The organism is Clostridiales bacterium (assembly GCA_018333995.1).
GTDB lineage: Bacteria > Actinomycetota > Coriobacteriia > Anaerosomatales > SLCP01 > JAGXSG01.
In genome coordinates this window covers 1-20,819 of sequence record JAGXSG010000009.1, presented here as the reverse complement: position 1 = coordinate 20,819, position 20,819 = coordinate 1, and the positions used below count along the sequence as shown (strand labels likewise).

13 protein-coding genes and 1 tRNA gene are annotated in these 20,819 nt (G+C 62.4%); 10 read left to right on the top strand and 4 right to left on the bottom strand.

Annotated elements, in window-relative coordinates:
- The first annotated feature begins 1 nt into the window (after position 1).
- The 9 genes from KGZ40_03650 to KGZ40_03610 all read left to right on the top strand — a co-directional run bounded on the left by KGZ40_03650 (position 2) and on the right by KGZ40_03610 (position 11,109).
- Positions 2 to 1,123: a DNA replication/repair protein RecF gene (locus KGZ40_03650; protein ID MBS3956612.1), complete on the top strand. Its 1,122-nt coding sequence runs from the start codon at positions 2 to 4 to the stop codon at positions 1,121 to 1,123.
- Entirely contained in the window at positions 1,116 to 1,685 is a 570-nt protein-coding gene (locus tag KGZ40_03645) for a DUF721 domain-containing protein (protein MBS3956611.1), read from the top strand. Before KGZ40_03650 ends, KGZ40_03645 begins: the two co-directional genes overlap by 8 nt.
- 89 nt (positions 1,686 to 1,774) lie before the next feature.
- Positions 1,775 to 3,682: a DNA topoisomerase (ATP-hydrolyzing) subunit B gene (gene gyrB / locus KGZ40_03640; protein MBS3956610.1), complete on the top strand. Its 1,908-nt coding sequence runs from the start codon at positions 1,775 to 1,777 to the stop codon at positions 3,680 to 3,682.
- Between the two features lie 5 nt (positions 3,683 to 3,687).
- Positions 3,688 to 4,197: a hypothetical protein gene (locus KGZ40_03635; protein MBS3956609.1), complete on the top strand. Its 510-nt coding sequence runs from the start codon at positions 3,688 to 3,690 to the stop codon at positions 4,195 to 4,197.
- Between the two features lie 12 nt (positions 4,198 to 4,209).
- Complete coding sequence (gene gyrA / locus KGZ40_03630; protein ID MBS3956608.1) at positions 4,210 to 6,804, top strand: DNA gyrase subunit A; 2,595 nt, start codon at positions 4,210 to 4,212, stop codon at positions 6,802 to 6,804.
- Complete coding sequence (locus KGZ40_03625; GenBank protein ID MBS3956607.1) at positions 6,804 to 7,481, top strand: HAD-IA family hydrolase; 678 nt, start codon at positions 6,804 to 6,806, stop codon at positions 7,479 to 7,481. The genes gyrA and KGZ40_03625 overlap by 1 nt, the downstream gene beginning before the upstream one ends.
- 149 nt (positions 7,482 to 7,630) lie before the next feature.
- Entirely contained in the window at positions 7,631 to 9,112 is a 1,482-nt protein-coding gene (locus KGZ40_03620) for an efflux RND transporter periplasmic adaptor subunit (GenBank protein MBS3956606.1), read from the top strand.
- A gap of 63 nt (positions 9,113 to 9,175) precedes the next feature.
- Positions 9,176 to 9,922, top strand: a complete 747-nt coding sequence (locus tag KGZ40_03615) for an ABC transporter ATP-binding protein (protein ID MBS3956605.1) — start codon at positions 9,176 to 9,178, stop codon at positions 9,920 to 9,922.
- Positions 9,919 to 11,109, top strand: a complete 1,191-nt coding sequence (locus tag KGZ40_03610) for an ABC transporter permease (protein MBS3956604.1) — start codon at positions 9,919 to 9,921, stop codon at positions 11,107 to 11,109. Before KGZ40_03615 ends, KGZ40_03610 begins: the two co-directional genes overlap by 4 nt.
- A 33-nt stretch (positions 11,110 to 11,142) precedes the next feature.
- On the opposite strand, the gene KGZ40_03605 is transcribed toward KGZ40_03610, so the two are convergent.
- Positions 11,143 to 11,646, bottom strand: a complete 504-nt coding sequence (locus KGZ40_03605) for a bifunctional nuclease family protein (protein ID MBS3956603.1) — start codon at positions 11,644 to 11,646, stop codon at positions 11,143 to 11,145.
- Between the two features lie 261 nt (positions 11,647 to 11,907).
- On the opposite strand from KGZ40_03605, the gene KGZ40_03600 reads away from it, so the two are divergent.
- A tRNA-Ile gene (locus KGZ40_03600) sits at positions 11,908 to 11,984 on the top strand.
- A gap of 104 nt (positions 11,985 to 12,088) precedes the next feature.
- Here the strand turns inward: KGZ40_03600 and KGZ40_03595 are convergent.
- The 3 genes from KGZ40_03595 to KGZ40_03585 form a co-directional block, all read right to left on the bottom strand.
- Complete coding sequence (locus tag KGZ40_03595; protein ID MBS3956602.1) at positions 12,089 to 12,544, bottom strand: hypothetical protein; 456 nt, start codon at positions 12,542 to 12,544, stop codon at positions 12,089 to 12,091.
- The gene (locus tag KGZ40_03590; protein ID MBS3956601.1) at positions 12,522 to 13,103 is read right to left on the bottom strand and encodes a hypothetical protein; all 582 of its coding nucleotides are present in this window, start codon (positions 13,101 to 13,103) and stop codon (positions 12,522 to 12,524) included. The genes KGZ40_03595 and KGZ40_03590 overlap by 23 nt, the downstream gene beginning before the upstream one ends.
- Positions 13,104 to 13,354: 251 nt before the next feature.
- Positions 13,355 to 20,686 carry a glycosyl transferase family 36 gene (locus tag KGZ40_03585; protein ID MBS3956600.1) on the bottom strand — a complete coding sequence of 2,444 codons (7,332 nt, stop codon included), beginning with the start codon at positions 20,684 to 20,686 and terminating at the stop codon, positions 13,355 to 13,357.
- Positions 20,687 to 20,819 lie beyond the last annotated feature (133 nt).

Below are 20,819 nucleotides of genomic sequence, written 5' to 3'. Positions count from 1 at the left end.
CGTGACTCTGCGAACAAATATCCACTCGATAAAGCTGCACGATTTCAGGAATCATGCGGCGACTTCAATTCTGCCGAGTGATGGGCTCACGATTCTTGTGGGTCCCAACGCCGCCGGGAAGACAAACGTTCTTGAGGCGATCACTCTGGTAACCAGCGGAACATCTTTTCGATCACTCACGTGGAGTGATGTGGTCAGGGCGGGGAGAAGCGCGGCTTCTGTCCATTTGGACGGGAGCAGGGGAGGTGTGGCGGTAGAGCTCGGATTGGAAGTGAGCAGCTCAGGCAAGAGAGAACACCGGATCAATAGAGCACCCTCTAAGAGGATCGCAGATATCTCGGGACGTGTACCCACGGTTACATTTGTCCCCGACGATTTACAGTTGGCAAAAGGTAACCCCGAGGCGCGCAGGGTTGCGCTCGACACACTCGGGAGTCAAATGTCAGGAGCGTACGCAGCGTTACGGAGCGAGTATGCAAGAACGGTGCGCCACAGAAATGCATTACTAAAAAACGGTTGTTCGCCGGAGGAGATATACGTGTGGGACGCTCACCTTGTTGAAGCGGGTGCAGCGTTCTTCCAGCATCGGATGAGACTGACTGCCCGCGTGGGGGAGAGCCTGTTTCCGGCATATAGCGAGTTGGCCGAGGAAGAGTCTCTGACCATGTACGTGGAGTGCTCGTTTCTTCAAGAGAGAGGGCGAGCCGAGGAGTTCGCCGCGATGGAGCGTGAGGACGTCAAAGAAAGTATGAGAAAAGCCCTCATAAAGCACAGCGCCGCCGAAAAGAGGCGCGGGATGACCCTCGTGGGGCCCCATAGGGATGACCTGATCTTTGAGATCAAAGGAATGCCCGCTCGCTTCTTCTCTTCTCAGGGGCAACAGAGGACGGTCGCCCTTGCGTGGAAGATGGCGGAGGTATCAACCTTGCGAAGGATCGCGGGTGTTGATCCGGTACTGCTTCTCGATGATGTGATGTCGGAGCTTGATGAGCGGCGCAGGTCGGCGTTGTTACGCTTCATCAGTGAAGGGCCTCAGACAATTATGACCACGACCAATCTGTCGTACTTTGAGCGAGCCGAGATCAGTGAGGCGCTCGTGGTGAACGTGGTTTCTGATGGGTAGGGGCGGGGGGCCAGAGCGCCTCGGTGAGGTGTTGGCAAGGATCGCGAAACCCCTCGGTTACGGACGTGCCGTAAAGGCGATCCAGATAGCGGACGCGTGGGAACAGGTGGCGGGCGAAGAGATAGCGTCTCGCACGGGAAGGGTTTCATTTCGCGACGGAGAACTCTCGGTTTCCGTGGATTCCCACGCCTGGGCGACGCAGCTCGGCGCGCTTTCAGAGGAACTGAGAATACGGTTGAATTCAGCGCTTGGGGATCCCATAGTGCACCGGGTGCGGTTTACTGTGGGGGGGCCAGACCGGGACGGAGCATCGGGTGCGACACAACGCAGCCAGAAGGGCGGGCGCAGTGCGACTCGGCGAGTCGATAGGAAGCCTTTGGATCTCGAGGACGCCGAGGCGATTGAAGGTTCTGCGGCGATAATCAAGAGCGAAACGCTTCGCTCAGCCGCGATCAGTGCTACGAAGAGTGACATGGAATGGAAAAAGGCTCGGAGGGCCGCTACCGAGGGCCCAGGGGCAGATGGTGAACTCACAGACCCAACGACGGGGCTGTTACCCTAGTAATTGTGTTAGAATTATGAGCGGCACCACAAGATATGGTGGTGTCCTCCACGTCTTACGGTGGCCGCAGTGATCAAGAAGGAGCTTGAGTGACGAGACAGTCGTACTCCGGTAAAGATATCCAGGTGCTTGAGGGCCTCGAAGCGGTTCGGAAGAGGCCCAGCATGTACATTGGATCGACCGGTCCGAAGGGCCTCCACCACCTCGTATACGAGGTGGTGGACAATTCAGTAGACGAAGCGCTGGCGGGCCACTGCACCGCGATCGACGTGGTGTTGCACGCAGATGGGTCGGTAGGCGTCACAGACAACGGGCGCGGAATCCCTGTCGACAACGTTCCAAAACACCGAAAGCCCGCGGTAGAGGTGGTACTTACGATCCTGCACGCGGGCGGCAAGTTTGGCGGAGAGGGGTACAAGGTTTCCGGCGGCCTTCACGGTGTCGGGGTGTCAGTCGTAAACGCCCTATCCTCAAGGCTTGAGGTCGAGGTTAGGCGCGACGGCAAGATATGGTCTCAATCGTATGAGAGAGGCAGGCCAAAGGCCCCGCTTGCGGTTACCGGGAAGTCCAAGTCTTCCGGCACGAAAGTTAGGTACTGGCCGGATACCGACGTGTTCGAGACGGTCGACCACGACTACGACACGCTTTCCACAAGGTTTCGCGAGACGGCGTTTCTTAACAGGAACCTCAAGATCACTCTCACCGACGAGCGCGAGCTCGAACCCAGAGTGGAGGAGTTTCGCTACGCTGGTGGCATCGTCGATTTTGTTAAATACTTAAACGAGAATAAGGAAGCGCTCCACAACAAGGTCATCTACTTTGAGTCCGACGCCGAGGAGGGGCACGTCGAAGTCGCGCTCCAGTGGAACACGGCTTACTCGGACTCAGTGTTGGCGTTTGCGAACAACATCAACACGCACGAGGGCGGAACACACCTCGAGGGCTTCAAGAACGCTTTGACAAGAACGCTCAATGACTATGCGCGCCGCCAGGGGATTCTCAAGGAGAAAGAGGACAACCTTTCTGGCGAAGACATCCGAGAGGGATTGGTAGCGATCATCTCGGTCAAGCTGAATGAACCACAGTTCGAGGGGCAGACAAAGACCAAGCTCGGCAATACCGAGATGCGAGGATTCGTCCAGTCCACGGTTATGCAGGCTCTTTCCGAGTACCTTGAGGAGAATCCGCGACCCGCGCGAACGATCCTCACCAAGGCCACCCAGGCCGCCAAAGCGAGAGCGGCCGCGCGAAAGGCCCGTGAGCTGACGAGACGCAAAGGGCTGCTCGAGTCGACAACGCTTCCCGGCAAGCTTGCTGACTGCTCGATCAAGGACGCGGAGCTTGCCGAGATATACCTTGTCGAGGGTGATTCGGCGGGCGGCTCGGCCAAGCAGGCAAGAGACCGCTCGTTTCAGGCGATCTTGCCCCTCAAAGGCAAGATACTGAACGTTGAGAAGGCCGGAATAAACAGGGCGCTCGCCTCAGAAGAGATTCAGGCGATGATCACCGCCCTCGGTACGAGTATCGCCGAGGAGTTCGATCTCACACAGGCGCGTTATCATAAAGCGATCATCATGACCGACGCGGATGTAGACGGCGCCCACATCCGCTGTCTCATTCTCACGTTCTTCTATCGCTACATGCGAGAGATGATCGAGGCGGGCTACATCTACATTGCACAACCGCCACTGTACAAGGTGAGCGTAGGCAAGAAGCAGGAGTATGCGTATAGCGAGCGTCAATTGCAGCAGCTCCTCGCCAAGGTTCCCGAGGGCTCGCGGTACACGATTCAACGCTACAAGGGTCTTGGCGAGATGAATCCCGAGCAGCTCTGGGAGACGACGATGGATCCGGGGAAGAGAACGCTTTTGCAGGTAACCCTCGACGATGCTCTCGCGGCCGAGAAGTCGTTTGTTGACTTAATGGGGGACCAAGTAGAGCCTCGGCGGGAGTTCATCCAGCGTCACGCAAAAGACGTCCGCTTTCTCGATATCTGACGTGAATGGGCGACCCCAAAGACACCCGGTTCGACCCGCCGAGGCGGCGAGAATCGCGCGCCTTCGAACCGCCGCCTTGGGAGAAGGAGGCGTTCGAGCGGCTCGGGGCACAACGGGCCGAGCGCCTGGGGAAGACGGCAGACGTCGACCAGGAAAGACAAGCCGGAGGCGAAGGCGACAGCACGCCAGAGCGGACGAGCGGTGCCGCTCAGCCTAGCGGCGAGGTGTCTGAGCGTCTGGAGGATCCCGCGATCGAAGAGATGCTCTCCCGGCTGAAGGACGAAGAACCGAAAACGGTTGCCGGAGCTTGGAAAGCTGGCGTTATGGCAGGGGCGTTTCTGGTAGTGCTCGGCCTTGTGTTCATCGTGTGGGCGTCAGTTGCACTTGCCGCGACGCTCAGAGCTGGACCGGCGGGGTGGATGGGTTCAGGGATCGTGAGCTTGATGGGCATCGGGCTCGTCGCGCTCGGAGTGTGGCTTGGCGGCCGTAGTCTTCGAAATCAAGGAGTGCTTTAGGTGTCGGATGAGATAGCGGAAAGCACAGTACTGCCGATAGAGATCCAAAAAGAGCTGCGAGACAGCTTCCTCGAGTACTCGATGAGCGTCATCGTTTCGCGCGCGCTGCCAGATGTCCGCGATGGCCTGAAGCCCGTGCACAGGCGAATTCTTTTCGCGATGAGCGAGTCGGGCCTCACTCCAGGGCGGGCGTACAAGAAGTCGGCGTGGACGGTCGGTGAGGTCATCGGCAAGTACCACCCGCACGGGGACGCTGCCGTCTACGACACGATGGTACGAATGGCGCAGACGTTCGCGATGCGCGCGCCTCTCGTCGACGGGCACGGCAACTTTGGCTCCGTTGATGGTGACTCTGCGGCGGCGATGCGTTACACGGAGGCGCGGCTGCAGAAGATATCGATGGAGTTGCTGCGTGATCTCGACAAGGAGACCGTGGACTTTGGTCCCAACTACGACGAGTCGCTCTCCGAGCCCAAGGTGCTTCCAAGCAGATTCCCAAATCTGCTGGTAAACGGTAGCGCGGGCATTGCCGTAGGTATGGCGACCAACATTCCGCCGCACAATTTGGGTGAAGTCATCGATGCTGCCAACCTGCTCATCGACAACCCTGAGGCGACTATTGAGCAGCTGATGGCGGTATTGCCGGGTCCGGACTTCCCGACCGGCGGTCTCATTATGGGCACCGACGGCATGCTTGACGCGTACTCGACAGGCCGAGGGTCGATCAAGGTGAGAGGCAAAGCGCACATCGAGCAGACCTCGACCGGGCGCACCCGCATCATCATCACCGAGATACCCTACGCCGTTAACAAAGCGAAACTCGTGACAAAGATCGCCGATCTTGTCCGGGAGAAGAAGCTGACCGAGATATCAGACTTGCGAGACGAATCCGACCGCAAGGGGATGCGCGTCGTGATCGAGCTCAAGCAAGCTTGTGTGCCCCAGGTGGTGCTCAACAAGCTCTACAAACACACACCGCTGCAGACGAGTTTCGGGATGAACATGCTTGCCCTCGTCGATGGCGTTCCTAGAACACTCACGCTGCGGGAGATCCTCTCGCACTACATCGAGTTTCAAAAAGAAGTCATCACGAGGCGGACTCGTTTTGAGCTGCGCAAAGCCGAGGAACGGGCGCACATCCTCGAGGGCTACGTCATCGCTCTCGACAATATCGACGAGGTCATCAAGATTATTCGCTCCTCGGCGGACGACGCTGAGGCTAGGCAGCGGCTCATTGGGCGCTTTTCGTTATCAGAAACGCAAGCCGACGCGATTCTCGAGATGCGCTTGCGTCGCCTGACCGGCCTCGAGCGGGGCAAGATCGACGGCGAGCTGGCCGAGTTGCGAGAGAAGATCGCCTGGCACCAAAAAGTCCTCGGAGACGTTTCGCTCGTGCTGCAGATCATCAAGGACGAGATGGGGGAGGTGCGGGCGAAGTTCGCTGATGCCCGGCGAACCGAGATAACTGGAGTCGCCCACGATCTCGACGTGGAAGATCTCATCGCCGAGGAAGACATGGTGGTCACGATTACGAAGGCCGGCTACGTCAAACGGCTGCCGGTAGCGACGTATCGTCAGCAGAAGCGCGGCGGCAAAGGGGTCGCCGGCGTGAATCTGCGCGAGCACGATTTCGTCGAGCATCTCTTCATCAGCTCGACCCACGATTACGTGCTCTTTTTCTCCTCGGCGGGCAAGGTGTACCGACTCAAGGTGCACGAACTCCCGGTCGGTTCCCGGCATGCGCGAGGCACGGCGATCGTAAACCTTCTGCCGTTTGCCACCGACGAGCGCATCGCGGCCGTCATCAACACCAGGGGATTTGACGCCGAGGACTACCTGCTGTTCGCCACCAAGAAGGGGATGTGTAAGAAAACAGCGATGTCGGCGTATGACCGGTCACGCCGAGACGGGATCATCGCCATCAATCTGCGAGACGGCGATGAGCTGATCTCGGTCCGCCGCGTGGGGCAGGGGCAGCGCGTCATCATGGTGTCGACCTCGGGCAAGGCGATCATGTGGGACGAGGCTGACGCCCGCCCGATGGGCAGGGACACGACCGGCGTGAAGGGTATGGCAATCAAGGGCGACGACGCGGTTCTCGGTATGGAAATCGCTCCGGAGACGAGCGAGCTTTTTGTCGTGACCGAGCGGGGGTACGGCAAGCGTACGCCAGCAGGCGAGTACCCGATCCAGAAGCGCGGAGGCATGGGGGTTAAGACGATCCAGGTCACTGCGAAGAAGGGGCCGCTCGCCGGGATGAAGATCGTTCAGCCCGAGCACGAACTGATGTTGATCTCCGAGGAAGGCGTGGTAATTAGGGTTCGCGCGCGGGATATCTCACGACTCGGTCGTTCGACACAGGGCGTCAAAGTGATGAACGTTTCGGAGAACGACAAGGTTCGGGCGATCGCTCGAGTGTCGGCGGGTCAGATGAGGACGGTTCGCGGGGTGGCTGAAGGACAGGGCACGCTCCTTGACGAGCACGCGGCTTCACATGGTGTGGGCGAACCAGGGTCCGCGCCCAGGCCGATGAGCACCGTCGACCGGGAGGCCGAGGCCGAGGCGCTCGCCAGCGAGGAGTTTGAGGATCTCGAGGAACGGGAGTGATGGAGGGCAAGGTGGGCTCACGGGTCGTGGAGGCTGTTCTCTTCGACCTTGATGGCACCTTGCTCGACACGCTTGATCTCATCTTGACTTCGTTTAGGCATGCGACGCTTGTGGTGCTCGGCGAGACGCTACCCGACGAGTTTCTCCTGCGTGATATGGGGATGCCGCTTGCCCGGCAGCTCAGAGAGATCGCGCCTGGGCACGCCGAGGAGCTCCTCGAGGTCTATCGTGCGCACAACGCCGCTCACCACGATGAGCTGGCACGGGTGTTCTCCGGCACGAACGCGGTACTTGATCGGTTTGCTGAGCTAGGGGTTCCCATGGGAGTGGTCACCTCGAAGGGTTCTCCGATGGCGCATCGCGGTCTTGAGCGGTTTGGCATCCGGCGGTACTTCCGCGCGGTTGTCACCGCCGATGACGTGAGCGTTCACAAGCCCGATCCGTATCCGCTCGCGCACGCCGCGGCGTTACTCGGCGTGGAGCTTGCTCACACCGTGTACGTAGGTGACAGTCCTCACGACATCGCGGCGGCCCAGGCGGGCGGGGCGGTTTCAGTTGCCGCACTGTGGGGAGCGTTTCCGGCCAAGACCCTCATCGCCGCCGGTCCGGATCATGCGATCGAGTCGATTTGTGAGCTACCGGCGCTGCTCGGATTCGATAAGCCGGAAGGCGTCTAGAGCGCGTGAGAAGCGACCGGGATAGAGCGTGATCGGGGGCGCTTGCTGTTTGGCGACACCCGGGTTTCGGCGTAGGGTCTGCTGTTGGATGAGGTACATACCTTGGAGTGTCGCGCGCAGGACGCGTCACCCAGAGCGAAGGGATGCCAGTGTCGCCCAAGACGAAGGTGATCGGTTTAGTGGCTGCGCTTGTAGTAGTCGGAGGTGTGGCCGCGGCGGTGACGGTGGGGGCGAATAGGCCCGCCGCCGAGGTAGATGTTGCCACAGCCATGGTGGAGGATCTCACGGTGACGGTGACCGCTCCGGGCCGGGTGGAGTCGGGCTCGCGAGGCGACGTGTTTCCCCCCGTCGCCGGGACGCTTGCCGAAGTTCGTGTCGCGGATGGCCAAACGGTGCGCGCCGGGAGTGTGATCGCGGTGCTCGACACCGGGCCGCTCGATCTTGCTGTAGCGCAGGCCGAAGCGGCGCTCTTGCAGACGCAGGCGGGACTTTCCGCTGTTGATGACCGGGCACCTGGCGCCGCTGAGCTTGCGGCCGCTCGTAAGGGGACGGATGCGGCGTGGGCGGCGTACCGGTCCGCCCGGGAAGCCGCCGATTCCGTGAGAGGGCAGGCGCCTGGAGACTCCGAGGTCAGCGCAGCCTCCGCCGCGACTCGCGCGGCGAAAGCCGCGTATGATCAGGCGTCGAAATCCTACGATGCGCTGAAGGCGGCGTACGATGCCGCGCCCTCGCCCTCGGCGGAGACAAGCCTGAGTGCCGCGGCAGTAGCCCTGGCTCAGGCCGAGGCGGCGTATCTTGGCGCGCAGGCGACAGAACAGGCGTTGCGCACTGCCGATCTCTCGGCGCAGCAGAGCGCCGCGGACGCTGCGGTCGAGCAGGCGCACGCCGGATACCTGAGCGCTAAGGCGCAGCAGGAGAAACTCGAACACCTTGACCTGTCCCCGGAGCGGTCGGCTGCACGCGCAGGCGTGATGCAGGCGCGCCGCGCGCTCACGCTCGCCGAGGAGAACCGCGCGAAGGCCGAGCTCAGGGCCCCGATCGATGGGACGGTGCTGTTTAACGCACTGGGGGCTCCATCCTCCGATGGCGCGGTGCCCAGGGCGGCGTCAGGTGCGGTGGTGGGGCCGCAGACGGCCCCGTTCACCGTCGTCCAGCTTGACGCAGTACGCTTTGTGGCGGAGGTCGATGAGGTCGACATCGCTCTTGTCGATATCGGTTTGGACGCAGCGGTGCGCCTCGATGCGCTACCAGAGCGTTCGTTTGAGACGACTGTGTCTGAGATTCGCCCCGCAGCTACCCTCACCGCGACCGGCGGGACGGTTTTCCCTGTGTACCTGCGTGTCAACGGGAGCGGGGACGCTGTTTTGCTCGGCATGAAGGGCGACGCCACGATAGAGATCGAGCGGATCCAGGCTGTGGTGACCGTGCCTATCGAGGCGCTTTTTGAAGACGCCGAGGGATCATACGTATACGTGCTCGGTGATGGAGACCGGCTTGAGCGCCGGCGTGTGGAAGTTGGAACCCTGACCGAGGCGAGCGTAGAGATCATGTCCGGAGTCGTCGCAGGCGAGCGGGTCGCGCTCGGCGGCGCTGATGAGCTTACTGACGGTATGCGCGTCAGTGTCAGGTAGCGTGGGCTGATGGATGCTGAGTCCGTAGCCGCTGAGGTCAGGAACTGTGACGAGCGCAACACGGTGCTAGAGGCGCGAGGGGTGACCAAGCGCTATCACCTCGGCGAAGTAGACGTGCATGCGCTGCGAGGAGTCGACCTCTCGATCTGCCAGGGACAGATGATGGCGATCATGGGGCCTTCGGGATCCGGAAAGTCGACGCTCATGCACATCATCGGGCTCCTCGATCGTCCGTCGACCGGCACCGTTATGGTGGAGGGCGAAGAGGTCTCCCAGATGCTCCCCAACGAGCTTGCCGCAGTGCGCAATCGGCGGATAGGGTTTGTGTTCCAATCGTTCAACTTACTCGCGCGCACGACCGCGCTCGCCAACGTCGAGCTGCCGCTCGTGTATGCGGGCGTTTCGGCGGCGGAACGGGTGACTCGGGCGCGCGCCGCACTGGAGAAGGTCGGGCTCGGTGATAGGATCGGCCACCTGCCCAATCAGCTCTCCGGCGGACAACAGCAGCGAGTAGCGGTGGCCCGGGCTCTCGTGACCGACCCCTCGATCGTGCTTGCTGACGAGCCCACCGGCAACCTCGACTCGGTTTCAGGTGTGGAGGTCATGCGGATTCTTCAGGGGCTCAACGAGCAGGGCATCACAGTGGTCCTCGTGACGCACGACGAAACCGTGGCGCGCCACGCTGAGAGGATCGTACGTCTCCGAGACGGACTCCTTGTCGCCGACGAAGAGGTTGAGCAAAGGCACGTCGCAACCGCGCATGTCGACGGAGCCGGCGAAGCAGCCCTCGCCGAGAGAACTGCCTCGTGAATCTCTGGGAGAGCGTTCGAGTAGCGGTGCGAGCCCTTGGCGCGAACAAGGTGCGAAGCACGCTCACCATGCTCGGCGTCATTATCGGCGTCGCGGCGGTTATTCTCCTCGTCGCGATCGGAACCGGGGTGCAGGAAGATATCGCAGGATCGATCGAGGGCCTGGGGTCGAACCTGATCTTTGTGTTCCCGGGTAACTTCGAGGAGGGTGGGGGGCCTGGCGGTGGCGCTTCGATTCGGCGGCAGTTCACTCTCGACGAGGCGGATCTCGTCCGTCGACGCCTCGACGTGCGCCACATCGTCGTGCCTATCGCACAGGGTCCGGCGGCGCTGCGGGTGGGCAATCGCACGATGCGGACGATGATCGCGGCGGGAAATGAGTACTCCGATTCAGTTTTCGCTGCGAACTACGCTGATGGCCGCGGCTATCGGCGCAGCGAGGTGGCCGCGGCTTCTCGGGTTGTTGTCATCGGAGCTACCGTCCGAGAGACCCTCTTCCCCAATCAAGATCCCCTTGGCAGGTCTGTCTCGATCAACGGGCAGCGGTTCACGGTTATCGGACACGTCGTTGCGCAGGGAGGCTCGCTTACGGGAGATCAGGACAACCAGATATACATGCCAGTCACGACCGCGCAGCGAATCTTTGGGTCGACCGACATCTCTTCGATTGTCGTTAAAGCCGAGTCCGCCGATGAGGTGCCCCAGGTCCAACGCCAGGTTGAACGGATCCTGCGCCCGGGATTCGGAGATGAGTTCACGGTCTTCACCCAAGATCAGACACTCGGGTTGTTTCAGGCGATTCTCGGCACGCTGACATTCATGTTGGCTGGCATCGCGGGGATATCGCTGCTCGTAGGTGGTATCGGCATCATGAACATCATGCTTGTGAGCGTGAGCGAGCGCACGCGAGAGATAGGCATCCGCAAGGCGGTGGGCGCGCGAACCTACGACATCATGAGCCAGTTTGTCATCGAGGCCGTGTCTTTGTCGGTGGTGGGAGGGATCGTGGGCATTGCCCTTGGCGCTTCGGGTGCGGCGGTTCTCTCGCGCTGGGTTCCAACAGAGGTCACCTTGTGGGCGGTAGCGCTCGCGTTCACGTTCTCCGCGGCGGTCGGGATCTTTTTTGGTGTGTACCCCGCGTACAAGGCGTCTCGGCTCGACCCGATCGACGCGCTTCGGTACGAGTGAGGACGGGTCGGAGCCCGGCCACCTCCCCGCATCCTACGAGCTGAAGTCGCTTGGGTCGACGTGGTCGAGGAACTCTCGAAACCGCTCAACTTCGGAGTCGGCGGCCTCCTCCGTGATGCCGGGCGCTGCGGTGATGGCTGCCTCGTCGAGAACCTGTTCGGACACAAAGAGGGGAGCGCCGGTCCGTACGGCGAGCGCGATCGAGTCGCTTGGCCGCGCGTCAATCTCCCACTCTTGGCCCTCGCCTCCGTCAAGGACGATGTTGGCAAAAAACGTCCCGCCCTCAATGCGGACGATGTCGACCCGGGTAAGGGTCGCGCCCATCTCGGCGATTATACGTGCGAGCAGATCGTGAGTCATAGGCCGGGGCGGGGCGATTTCCTGGAGTCCAAAGAGGATCGCTGTGGCCTCGGCATGGCCTATCCAGATAGGGATGAAGCGCCCCGCGTCCGAGTGGTCATCGACAGGGCGCAAGATGACGACCGGCTGTTTGGTCACCGAATCGAGACTTAAGCTGACGATGCGAACGTGTACCATGCCGCTTACGCCTATCGCCGGGGCCGTATTGCCTTGTCGCCTGCGACGCGACCGTTCTGACAGGTAGATTCCACTATAGCGCGTGTAGGTACCGGTGGAGACGAACGGGATGGGCCAGGGGTGGATCAGACGGTGGCTTGAAGCGGGTACGCGGCGGCTCTGACCAGCGGAGCCGGCATGCGCTCTCCAGGCGGCATCCTGCTTGACCCCTGCTCTTCCGTTGGGCTATTGTACGGGAGCGTTTCGCCCGCCCGGCGGAGCGGGCCCGTAGCTCAGTTGGTTAGAGCGCACGGCTGATAACCGTGAGGTCGATGGTTCGAATCCATCCGGGCCCACCACTAGACATGTTCGAACCCTCATCCGTGAGGGTCTCAAAGAGCTCAGTACGCTGGGCTCTTTCGAGTTTCTGGTCCCTGACATGGATCGCCTTGAACACATCTCATCACGCATCCTCCTTGGGTACCTGCCCCGTGATATCGCGCGGGAGCTTCGCCTCGATGGAAGCGTAGTAACGTGAAGCGAACGAGATCACGTCTCGAGCCTCCTTGTCACTCACCAGCCCCGATTGTTCGTAGATGGTCGTGTTCCGCTTGCGGCGCAGCTTCTGAAGCCGCCGGATCATCTGAGCATCTTCGGGCAGCGCCTCTTCCATGAACCGGAACGTGTTGTAGTGCTTACCCTCGCCTCGCGGCCGGTAGCCGAGATGGTTCATGTAAGCGATCGACATCTGCAAGACGCCGTTGTACGCGATGGCAAACGCCCAGTCGAGATCGGTGCCGAGCATGGCCCCGGCGGCCTTGATGTCGCGCTTGGAGAGCGCCAAGAGTTCCGCGATCTCCCGCGAAGTGACCGTCACGCGCTCGACCGTGCGCCTCCTAAGTAGTTCTTCGAAGCTCATCTTCATCTCCTATGAGAAAGATCTTCGGACCAGAGAGCATGTCTGTCACGAAGGCCTGTCCGATCTTGACCCTCTCGGCCCACTCCTCGCGCCCATATACGGTTGTATTGATCTCGCGGCCGATTGCCCGCTCGGCTGCGTCGACCGCTTCATTCAAAGCGTCCATATCGACATCACCGATCACGAGCACGTCCACATCGGAGCGCATGTCCTCGACGTTCTTCGCGACCGACCCGTAGATGAGCGCGGTCTCCACATCGCCGATCGTGTCGAGCGAGTCGTGCAAGAATTCGGCGAGCCCGACCGTCTTGAAGACGATGCTCTTCAGTTCGGGGTAGACCGGGGAGGCTTTGTTGATCGTGAAGTAGCGGGTGTTGGCCTCCCGTGAGCTGATGAGAAGTCCAACGCCCTCCAGCCGCTTGAGCTCGGCCTGCACGAGCGATGACGAGAGCCCGAGGTTACGGATGAGCTGCTTCTGATAGAAGCGCTCCTCCGGATGGGTCAGGAAGAGCGTGAGCAAGGCCAACCGGGCCTTGGATGTAATCAGGGCCGACAGCATAGTTACCTCATTTCCGGCACGATAGTGCCGTTTTCATGGTAACTGCTCGGTCATGACGTGTCCAGGGCATTCGCGTTGCTGGCGCGAAACTCCTCCCGGTGAAACGCGCTACCAGGGCGAGTTCGAATAGCGTACAATCACGCTCACCACCTTTGTGACAGACGCCCCTCTGCTCCCTGGCGACGGAGGGGCGTTTGCATTCGCGCACCTGCGGCTTCAGGAACGGCCGGGAGGCGTCTTCCGTCGCGGGGTCACCCGCCGAGCAGCACGACGCGCACGTCGAACTCCCCTTGCCGCCCGTCTAGCTCGACGCGGTCGAAGGGCACCGGCGCGCCGTCGAGCTCAATTCTTGCCACTCCACGATTGACGCCCCGAGGATTCTCTACTCGGATGCGGTAGATAGCGCCGCCGTGATGGTAGGTGAGCGTGAAGCCGGACCAGCTCTTAGGGATGCACGGGTCTACGGTGAAGAAGCGGCGGTCTCCCTCCGAGAGAAGCTTAAGTCCGAGGAGATGTGCGATCACGATGTGGTAGAACCACGACGCCGATCCGGTGTACCAGGACCAGCCGCCGCGACCGACGTGAGGTGCGACTGCGTAGACGTCCGCTGCAACTGCGTAAGGCTCGACCCGGTATCGCTCGGCGTCCTCGCGGGTGCGTGCGTGGTTGACCGGGTTGATGAGTTCGATCAGCGAGAACGCCTCGTCCCCGTCGCCGCGAAGCAAGTGGGCGAGCACGACCCAGAGAGCGGCGTGCGTATACTGGCCACCGTTCTCCCGGACTCCGGGAACGTAACCCTTGATGTACCCGGGATCGTGCTCCATCCGGTCGAACGGGGGCGCGAGAAGTGCGATCAGTCCGCCTTCCCGGTTGACGAGCTTGTCTTCGACCGCCTCAAGCGCGCGCGCGGCTCGACTCGGGTCACCCTGGCCAGAGATAACCGCCCACGCTTGAGCGATGGCGTCGATACGGCACTCCTCGGCGTCTTTCGTGCCGAGTGGCGTGCCGTCGTCGAAGTAGGCGCGACGGTACCAGCCGCCATCCCATCCCGCTTCCTCGGCGGCGAGCACCAGCGTGCGAGCGAACTCGCGGTAGCGCTGCGCGCGCTCAGGTTCGCCTTTAAGCTCGCACAGCGGAGCGAATGAGCGAAGCACGACATCCAAGAACCACGCCATCCAGACGCTCTCACCGAGGCCCTCGTGCCCAACCCGGTTCATGCCGTCGTTCCAATCGCCCCCGCCGATAAGCGGCAGCCCGTGCTTCCCGGTTGCGAATGCCGTCTCAAGGGCCGCGACGCAGTGTTCATAGACCGAAGCCGTCTTCTCGGAGATGACGGGTTGTACGTAGGCGTCTTCGCGCCCCGGGTCAAGCGAGGGGGCCTCTATGAACGGTGTGCGCTCGTCGAGAAGACTTACGTCGTTTGTGGCGGCGACGTAGGCGGCGGTGATGAATGGCATCCAGTGCCGGTCATCGGTGATGCGGGTGCGCACGCCGCGGCCCGATACCGGCTGCCACCAGTGGAGCACATCACCCTCGGCAAACTGGCGCCTCGACGCCTCGATGATCTGCGCCCTTACCAATTCCGGGCGCGCGTACATCAGGCAGAGAGCATCTTGCAGCTGGTCACGGAAGCCAAAAGCGCCGGAAGACTGGTACGTTGCGGTGCGCCCCCACAAGCGGCACGACAGCGCCTGGTAAAGCAAGCGTCCGTTGATGAGTATGTCGAGCTCGGGAGCAGGGGTGCTTGCTTCGATCACGCCGAGGGTGCGCGTCCACTCGGTTCGAGCCACACCATACGAGAATTCGACGGCGCCCGGCGTCCGGTACCGCGCCACGAGTTCGCGAGCCTCATCGAGCGTCGGTGTTTGACCGAGCAAGAATACGATGTCGCCGCTTTCCCCGGGGGACAGCTCGAGGCGAGTCATGATCGCTCCGCAGTTGTCGTGAAACCGGCCCGAGACTCCGCCGAGGTGAGATCTCTTCATAGCTGCGGGCGCGGCAGGCCGACCGTTGCGCCCCACGAACTCGGTGCGGCTCGCGGTCCACGACATGAGGTCACGGTCGCATGCGAGGAACGAGGAGCGGCCGGGAAAGTCCGGATTGTAGTGGTTGTGAGCGGTCAGGATCTCGTGTTCCGCGTCGTACCGTGTCACGACAAGGTGCTGCGCTTTACTGCGTGATGACCCGAGTACCCACTCGACAAACTGTGTCACAGAAAGAACGCGGGACCGATCCGAGCGGTTGGTCAGACGGAGGCGGACAATCCGCACCGGGTCGGCAGCGGGGACGAACCAATCCAGCTCGTGGCCGACATCGTGAGAGTGGTGCTCAAACCGCGAGTACCCAAATCCGTGCCGGATTACGTGCGGCTCACTGCCCCCGCACGGGAGAGGCGTTGGGCTCCAGTACTCGCCGGTCTCTTCGTCTCTGATGTAGATGACCTCACCCGAGCCGTCGGAGATGGGATCGTTGTTCCACGTGCTGATCCGGTTTTCGTGGCTGTTCTCGGCCCACGTGCACCCGATTCCGGCGTCAGAGACCATCGAGCCGAAGCGTGGCGACGCCATCACGTTGATCCAGGGGGCCGGTGTCGCCGAGACCCCTTCCGCAAGCACTATTACGTACTCACCGGTCGCAAGGTCGAAGCCGCCGTATTCGTTGTCGTAGGCCAGTTCTGGCCGGGTGAACGCGTGTGCCGGATACGGTACCGGTTCGCGGACCGGTACCAATAAGGGGGGCTCGGCGGGGCGGACCGCCCGCTCGTCGAGCTGCAGGTCTATGCTGCCGCAATCCCCGTCGAGGACGGCCCGCGCGACGCTTTCGAGCAAATTGGCGACGTCTGGGTGCATCTGGTCGGCGCGTCTGAGGAACACGCCGCCGGGCTTGTCGATCAGCTGTAGTGCGTGCCCGGTTCGCACGAGCAGCTTCAGGCGGTCGTCCAGATCGTCACTGTAAGACGAAGGCCGCGTGTTCAAGATCACGAGATCGGCGACGAGTCCTTTGTGCCGCCAGTACTGATGTGCGAGGAGGGCTTGCCGGACGAGTGGCGCGTGCTCAAGCTCGGCGACCCGTACAAGTAGGATCGGGAAGTCACCCGAGATGCCTAGAGACCACAACGCCGAGAGGGGCAGGCCGTTCTCGACCGGAGTGGTGACCTTGAGAGTGGAGTACGGGTCGGTGAGCAGCAGCCGAGAGGCGAGGCGCTGCAGCGTGACCGCTTCGGCTGAACCTATGCCGAGGTCCCTCAGCTCGATTTGCGACGCGGTCCACGACAAATCGATAGCGCGTTGCGCGGCGCGCATTGCACGGTAGCGGTCGGCGAGCCTGAGAGCGCTCTCACGATCCGGTGCGACCCCAGTCACGAACACGAGGCGAGCACTTTCGCCCGCTTCAAGCGTGATCTCTTGCCGCAGCGAACATGAGGGGTCGAGGACAGCCCCGACCGTCTCTGAAAGAGCGGCCCCAGGATCGAGCGCCATCGGAGCGTCGACGCCCCGATGGCGCCCGAGGAAGTGTGCGCGATTTGTCTCGCATGACCACTCGCACTCCTCGGCAACCTCACAAGCGAGCACGTGAAAGCCCCAAACGCGGGTCTCCTCGGAGGAACGAGGGCGGCGTGAGAACAGGAGGGTGCGCGGTTCGGAGACGGCCTCGGTTTCGACGAAGAGGTTGGAAAACGCCCGGTGCGCCTGGTCTGCGGCCTGGCTGGTCAACGCGATTTCGAAGTAGCTTGTCACGTCGAGGACGCGCCGCCGGATACCGCGGTTTGAGAGCGTGACACGTCTGATCTCGACATCGTCTTCTGGCGAGACCGCTACTTCAGTAAACGTCTCGATCTCGCCGTCGGTACGGTGGAACTCCGCCTTGTCGGCGGAGAAGATCACGTGGTAGCGGCCGGGCTTGCGCGGGGTGGGATTTCGCGTTGCCGACCACGACTCGCCGGACTCAGTATCGCGTATGTAGAAGAATTGGCCCCACGAGTCGCGCGTGACGTCCTCGCGGTAGCGGGTGACCGCACGGTCCATCCAGCGGCTGTAGCCACCACCACCGTTGGTGATCATCACTGAGTACCGCCCGTTAGACAGGAAGTGTGTCGCCGGAGCAGGTGTCTCGGCCGTGGGATACGTTCGGTTCGACGGCGTCGGGAGTTCCCGGACCCGGCGCGCACGCTCGACTTCGGCCGTGTGGACCTCCGCGAGCTCGACCGCGTGCGGGATGCGCTCCTGGAGCAGCAGCTCTGTTGCGACCACCATCGGATCGGCGTGGAACCGTTCGTGCATGCGTTCACCGGTAAGGGCGTTGCCCAGCGCGACGAGACTCATGCCTTGGTGGTGCGCCATGTACGCTCTCACTATCGCGCGCCGCTCCCCTGCGGGGACTCTGCCAGGGGTGAAGTCGATTGCTTCGTAGTAGCCAAAGCGACCGCGGGCACCGACACGGTCGAGCTCCTCAAGGTTGTCAGCCACGTGAGCGGGAGCGATGGGAAGGGCGAGGATGCTTGCGTACGGGGCTACGACGATGTCTTCAGACAGGCCGCGTTTCAGCCCGAGACCCGGGACACCAAACGCCTGGTACTGGTAGGTAAGGGCGGCGTCTTTGACGTTGAAGGCGCTTTCCGAGATACCCCACGGGATGCCGAGTTCGCGCGCGTACGCCATCTGGCTTGCGACAACGGCGGAATACGTCTCGTCGAGGAGGGTCATGGGCCAGGTACGCATGATGAGGAGCGGCATCAGGTACTCGAACATCGACGCGCTCCACGAGAGGAGCGCTCTGTGCCCCGCGACGCCGGTGATCTGTCTGCCCAGGCGGAACCAGTGCTCTTGGGGCACGTCACCTTTGGCGATGGCGAGAAAACTCGCTAAGCGGCACTCCGAGGCGAGCATGTCGTAGTAGGAGGAGTCGAGGCGCCCTTCAACGGTGTTGTAGCCGATCGAAAAGAGGAGCCGCTGACGGTCGAAAAGCATCGCGAAGTCGGTGTGCTCCCACATCTCTCGGGCGATGTCCGCGTCGAGGCGCAACCGGCCGAGCAGCTCCCCACACGCCGACCGAGAGTCCCTGAGACCCATCGCGATGGAGCGCGCCCACACTTCGACGGCTGACTCGCTGCCTGTGGCGTCTTCCGAGGGCAATGAGAGTTCGTCGAGCGCCTCAAGTACCTCATCGAGACCCTCCGCGAGGCCTACGAGACTCGGCGTGTGCTCAGTGAGGGGCGCCAGGTGCGCGGCACGCTCGCCTTCGAGCGCGCCCGGTGGCGGATCGGCGACGAGCGGTGCCCACGGCGCGTAACGTTCGAGCGCGTACGCAAGATCGTGGCCGTGCGCCGCGAGAAGGCCCATCGCGTGGGAGAGGCAACCGGCGGGGACAGCGGCAGGGGAATCTTTGCCACCGGCGTGCCCATTCGCATTCGCATCGAGCCACGCGCATTCGGGCCCCGCGACGTCGTCGATGCGCGCGAGGATGGGGGCGGCGAGATCGAGCATCGCGTTCCATCGCCGGATGAGGGCAGCCCAGCCGCCAAGGTTTAGCGGCGCCTCTTCGAGCAGGGCGTCGCGGCGAATCTCATCGAGGAGACTTACAAGCTCGCTCACGGCATCGCGCGGCTCCAAACGGTCGTGGAGCACGTGTATCTCATCTAAAACGAGCTGCACGGTGTCTGCGAAACCGCGAGCTGATTGCGGTCCGATGAATGGCGCTTCAGACGCCTCGAGCAGTCCCGCGCGCATCACAAGGAGATGTCCGGCGAGGTTTCCGCTGTCCACTGTTGAGATGTAGTGCGGCGGCAGCGGCTCGAGGGTGCGGGTGTCGTACCAGTTGTAGAAGTGGCCGCGAAAACGTTTGAGGCCCGCCATCGTACCCAGGGTGTCTGCGGTTCGCTCGACGAGACGCGCAACGGTGATATAGCCGAGGTCATGCACGGTGAGGCCGGCGATGAGTTGCAGGCCGATGTTGGTAGGGGAGGTCCTGTAGGCGACCTCGCCCTTGGGACTTTCCTGAAAGTTGTCGGGAGCGAGGTAGTTGCCGTCCCGGCCAACAAAAGTCTCGAAGAACCGCCATGTTGCGCGCGCTATCCGCCGCAGTTCGCTCCGGGTTTCCGGGTTGATTGCGAGCACTTGTCTGGGCCTGACGTGCGACACGCGCCATGCCAATACGGTGCCTGCAGCGAACGCCGCCGCAAAAGGTATCGCGCTCACAAGCCGGGCCGCGTGAGGTGCGGCCGCCACGCCGAGCATGGCAATCGCAAACGCGGCCGCAGGCCCGAGCCTGCGCACGGATGCGCCGAGGTCGTTTCCAAGACGGCGCTCGACGTCAGCTGCCGTCTCCCACTCGAGCAGGTTGCGGCGAGAGACGATCATGCGCCAGAGCGCGCGCGCGATGGCGTCGACCATCTGGGCGGCTTGGTGCGGCAGCACGCACAACGCGAATCCCGCGCGCGCGGAGTCCCGGGCGAACACGCGGCCGATCTCTGTTGTGCGTGCGCCAAACGGTGCGGCGGCTCCTCTCTCGAGCAGCGCGCCGAGGGCGGAAAAGCAGGCGGGGAACCAGACGATGAGGATTGTGAGCAGCGGCCATGCCCACGCCGGACCGGGGAGGAGAAGCCAACCGGCCACCATGAACGCGAGGAGCGCGGGGGGCACAAGAGAGCGACGGAGGTTGTCAAGAATCTTCCACCGGTGGAGCCTCGACAATGGATTGCGCTCGTGTCCTTTCTCAGTGGGGACGCGGGCCATAAGCCACGGTATCGTCTGCCAATCACCCCGGACCCAGCGGTGGAGCCGGACGGCGTGCACTCGATATGAGACGGGGTGGTCATCGAGAACCTCGATGTCCGAGGCAAGACCTACTCGCAAGAAGCACCCTTCAAGCATGTCATGTGAGAGCAGCGCGTTCTCCGGGATGCGCCTTTCAAGCACCGCGTTGAAGACGTTGATCTCGTAGATGCCTTTGCCGGTGAAGCTTCCTTCGCCAAACACGTCCTGGTACGTGTCGGACACCGCTCCCACATAGGGGTCGATGCCGGCGGTCCCGGAGTGGATCCAGGCAAACAGCGAGCGCGTTGAAGCGGGAAGCGACATGCTGACACGCGGCTGAATGAGGCCGTAGCCGGACATGACGCGGGGGTCTTCGGCGCTGTACCGGGCGCGATTCAGCGGGTGGGCTATGGTCGAAACCAGCTTTCGCGCCGAGTCGCGCGGGAGTTGCGTGTCGGCGTCGATCGTCAGCACGAACGTCACGCTCTCCAAGAAACGCTCGTCACCAAGGCGGTGCGTAAAGCTCACGTCGCGCGATCCTCTTAGCGCGCGGTTGAGCTCAACGAGCGCCCCTCGCTTGCGCTCCCATCCCATCCACACATCGCCGGCGGGGTTTGGCAAGCGGCCACGAACGAACAGGAAGAAGGGCGCCCGCCCGTGCTCGACAAGGTAGCGTTGGTTGAGGGTCGCCAGACCGCGCTCCGCCGCCTCGATGATCCCGCTATCGGTTTCGTGGCGCGGTCCATCGGCCGCTTTCAAATCGCCGAGCAACCCGAAGCCGATGTTGGGATCGCGGTTGGCCAGGTAGGCGACTTCGAGGTTGTCGAGCACCGATCTTACGACCTCGATGGAGGAGAGCAGTGCGGGAACGACGACAAGTGTCCGGTGGGCTTCGGTGATTGGCTCGCGGAAGTCGAGTCTCGGTAGAATGCGTGGCGGGAACAGCCATGCCGCGAGCCGGTTC

What these genes read in the sequence shown, in the direction of transcription:
- KGZ40_03645 (MBS3956611.1), top strand. Translation starts at nt 1,116, where the DNA reads ATGGGTAGGGGCGGGGGGCCAGAGCGCCTCGGTGAGGTGTTGGCAAGG.
- KGZ40_03635 (MBS3956609.1), top strand. Translation starts at nt 3,688, where the DNA reads ATGGGCGACCCCAAAGACACCCGGTTCGACCCGCCGAGGCGGCGAGAA.
- KGZ40_03625 (MBS3956607.1), top strand. Translation starts at nt 6,804, where the DNA reads ATGGAGGGCAAGGTGGGCTCACGGGTCGTGGAGGCTGTTCTCTTCGAC.
- KGZ40_03605 (MBS3956603.1), bottom strand. Translation starts at nt 11,646, where the DNA reads ATGGTACACGTTCGCATCGTCAGCTTAAGTCTCGATTCGGTGACCAAA.
- KGZ40_03595 (MBS3956602.1), bottom strand. Translation starts at nt 12,544, where the DNA reads ATGAGCTTCGAAGAACTACTTAGGAGGCGCACGGTCGAGCGCGTGACG.
- KGZ40_03590 (MBS3956601.1), bottom strand. Translation starts at nt 13,103, where the DNA reads ATGCTGTCGGCCCTGATTACATCCAAGGCCCGGTTGGCCTTGCTCACG.